Source organism: Methanosarcina sp. A14, from assembly GCF_001729375.1.
Taxonomy (GTDB): domain Archaea; phylum Halobacteriota; class Methanosarcinia; order Methanosarcinales; family Methanosarcinaceae; genus Methanosarcina; species Methanosarcina barkeri.
On the sequence record NZ_LZPK01000104.1, the window covers coordinates 1 to 3,329 of the forward strand.

General features: G+C 41.4%; 3 protein-coding genes. All 3 read left to right on the forward strand.

The window, feature by feature from the left end:
- Positions 1-383 precede the first annotated feature (383 nt).
- On the forward strand, positions 384-1,370 hold the full coding sequence (locus A9239_RS05670; RefSeq protein ID WP_230629238.1) for a MarR family transcriptional regulator: 987 nt from the start codon (positions 384-386) through the stop codon (positions 1,368-1,370).
- Between the two features lie 406 nt (positions 1,371-1,776).
- Positions 1,777-2,280, forward strand: coding sequence for an amino acid-binding protein (locus A9239_RS05675; protein WP_048119138.1), 504 nt, complete (start codon positions 1,777-1,779; stop codon positions 2,278-2,280).
- Positions 2,281-2,306: 26 nt separating this feature from the next.
- The gene (locus tag A9239_RS05680; RefSeq protein ID WP_048119141.1) at positions 2,307-3,302 is read left to right on the forward strand and encodes a homoserine dehydrogenase; all 996 of its coding nucleotides are present in this window, start codon (positions 2,307-2,309) and stop codon (positions 3,300-3,302) included.
- Positions 3,303-3,329 lie beyond the last annotated feature (27 nt).

The window sequence follows — 3,329 nt, forward strand, 5'->3', positions numbered from 1 at the left end:
CAGTACAGCTATAAACGTTAGAAGCCGCAATGAGAAAATTTATGTAGTCAATGTCGGTACACTTAGGTGGATTTATGTCCATAACTCCGTACGTTTTTAGAGAAACACTAAGCCATAAGTATATTTATAAAGATATCAAGTTTTCGGCATTTTAACTGCGTAAGTCCTATATAATTATTCTTTTCGGAATTTATCTTATTAACAGACATATATAGGCTTTCAAGCTTGATACATTCCTTGACTCCTTTACAAAGCTTTAATAGGCCTGCATTATTTTTACTCTCTCTTTACAAAGAAAAGTAAAAGATTTATGCTAAAAACCCATTTAACATTTCGTGAATTTTAGAAAGCTATGCAGTTTCTCACTTATTTTCTTTCTCATTATGGTCTCTCAGGGAAATGCAATCGCGGCCACAATTCACGGGACAGTTTATGAGTGGGATACTTTCAAGCCTCTTAATAACTCAGTTGTAGAAATCAATTCTACCCCGGAACAGAACGTTATTGCAACGGATTCGGAGTACTCTTTCAACCTCACCCCCGGAATCTATACAATAAATGCCAGCTATCTTGAAGGAAATAAGATAGTTTATATAGCTCAGGAAAAAGTTGAGATCTCAGGCGAAGGAGAGTATATACATGATCTCCTCCTTTTCCCGCCTTCTCATGAAGAGCTTCTGGACCAGGATAACTTTGAAGCCCCTTATCTGGATTATGAAGAGACAGAGCCCGTACCTCAGGCAAACTCTAACTATGCCGTTTTAGCTCCTGCCTTCCTGGTTCTTATAGTCCTGCTGCTAGCCCTGCTACTGGCAGCCTACCTTTTAGGAAAGAAGCATCAAAAATCGGCAAGGACTTCTTTTCCTGAAGAATGCCAAGAACCATATCTACCGAAGTGCCCCATAAAGAATGAAATATATTCTGAAGAAGTCGAAATCGATTCCTCCAAGAACATTATTGAAACTTCGGAACTGAGCTCTGAGCAGTTTGCTGAAAAATCCGAAGGAACATCCAATGACAAATATATACAGCAGAACAGGCTTACAGAAGAGGCTCAGAATATCTCGAGTTCTCCTGTCTATGAGAATGAACCTAATAAATCGAATTTAGAAATTAAGGAACATTCAAAGCTCAATCTTCCTGAGGATCTCAAAGAACTTCTAGAAATGATACGAGCTAGTGGAAACCGAATCACCCAGAGAGAACTGCGAAAAAAATCCCCCTACTCGGAGTCAAAAGTCAGTCTTATGCTCTCGGACCTTGAGGAACGCGGTCTAATTGAGAAATTCAAAAAAGGAAGAGGGAATATAATCCGTATTCCGGATATGCATATCTCCAAGCAGACCAAACATGAAAGCAAGAAGGAATAAGCAGATGCTGTACCCTAAAGTTTTTTTGTAGGATCATAAACAGTAAACTATATAACTGAATTCATTGACTAAGCAGCAGAAATGGTTAACAATAGAGTGTGCGGTATATTTGAGCACCCTTTTTATCTCTTATGCCCAGAATTGCTTACCGATATAAATGTCCTGATCGCAAACCTGAGTAATAAGGCCCTACTCCGCGTGGGAACGGATTTGAAACTCGGGTTATAAAATTCAGGTTCCAGAGGCTAGATGGCTAGATTAAAGCCGGATATCCTGATATACCACCTCAACCCTGACAGTAAGCTGTTTAATAATGCGTGAATGAACATTGTATAAGGGTAAAATTATTATTTAAATTATTATTTAAATCGCACAAGGGATTATTAAAAAATGTACGAGGGACAACATGCGAGTTTCCATGGACATTGAATTAAAAGATGTACCCGGGCAGATGCTTTTAGCCCTCCAGCCCCTTTCGGAATGTAAGGCTAACCTGATAACAGTAGTACATCACCACCAGAAGAGAACCCCACGAAAAACAGTACCTGTAAAGCTTGTACTTGAAACAAGGCCTGAAAGCATTGAGACAATAAAGGCTAAACTTGAAGAAAACGGGATTCGAGTTGTAAGAGTCGGTGAACACCGTTTCAGGGAAAGTATAAATGTAGTGCTCATAGGGCACGTGGTCCATACAGGGATCCAGGATACGATTGATGAGATTGACAGGACAGGGTTTGCTGAGGTTGTGGACCTTTCCCTCTCTATGCCAGGTATCAATATGCTCTCTTCAGCCCTCATAAAAATCGATGCTGTCGGTAAAGAGGATTTGCACAAGGCACTCGCCATTCTCAAAGAAGTCTCGGCAAAAAAAGACCTGCTTATGGTTCTTCCAATTGATATCCAGGCCTGAAAAATAGTTTTAGGAGATTTGAAAACATGAAAACAGTGTGCTGTTCCATTCTCGGGTTTGGTGCAATCGGACAGGGCGTGGCTGAAGTACTCCTTATGAAAAAAGAGTATCTGGAAAGTATCGGGCTGGAAGTAAAAGTAGTTGCTGTTGTGGACTCAAAGGGCGCAACTGTTAATCCTAAAGGGGTGGATCTTGCCGACTGCCTTGTCAGGAAGAGGAGAGACAGGACGGTAGCTCTTGAAAATATCTCTGGAGTCGAGGTTATCCAATCCGTAGCTCATGATCTTGTAATCGAGACTACCCCGACGAATATACTAACTGGCGGGGCAGGTATGCAGAATATGTTTGCGGCCTTCAAGACCGGAAAAGATGTTATTACCTCCAATAAAGGGCCTCTTACCCTTAAGTACAAAGAACTCATGGAAGCCGCAAAGGCAGCAGGTTCTCATTTCAGGTTCGAAGCGACTGTCGGTGGGTCAATGCCTATTATCAACCTAGTAAACGAAGTGCTTGCAGGCAATAAGGTTAAAAGTATCAAAGGAATTCTAAATGGGACCTGTAATTATATCCTGACAAGAATGCTGGAGGAAAGGGCAAGTTACAATGACATTCTTGCCGAATCCATGCAGCTTGGTATTGCTGAAACCAACCCTACATATGATGTGGAAGGAATTGATACGGCTTGCAAACTCGTTATTCTTGCCAACGCAATTTTCGGACTTGATGCTACTTATAATGACGTTGAGGTTACGGGAATCACGAAAGTTACACCTGAAGCCCTTGAGATGGCTTATGAAAAAGGGCATGTGATCAAGCTTATAGGAGAAGTCAGCAGGGAAAGAATTCATGTAGCCCCCAGACTTGTACCTATCAACCATCCTCTTGCAGTCGGAGGGACGCTAAATGTGGCTTCGGTAGAAACCGAACTTGCGGGGGAAATTACGGTTACGGGTAAAGGTGCAGGCCCAATTGAAACTGCAAGTGCGATTCTCAGCGATCTGATCGCAATTTACGGAAATTGATAGGTTAAGAATTCAGGTTAGAATTCA

What these genes read in the sequence shown, in the direction of transcription:
- A9239_RS05670 (WP_230629238.1), top strand. Translation starts at nt 384, where the DNA reads ATGGTCTCTCAGGGAAATGCAATCGCGGCCACAATTCACGGGACAGTT.
- A9239_RS05675 (WP_048119138.1), top strand. Translation starts at nt 1,777, where the DNA reads ATGCGAGTTTCCATGGACATTGAATTAAAAGATGTACCCGGGCAGATG.
- A9239_RS05680 (WP_048119141.1), top strand. Translation starts at nt 2,307, where the DNA reads ATGAAAACAGTGTGCTGTTCCATTCTCGGGTTTGGTGCAATCGGACAG.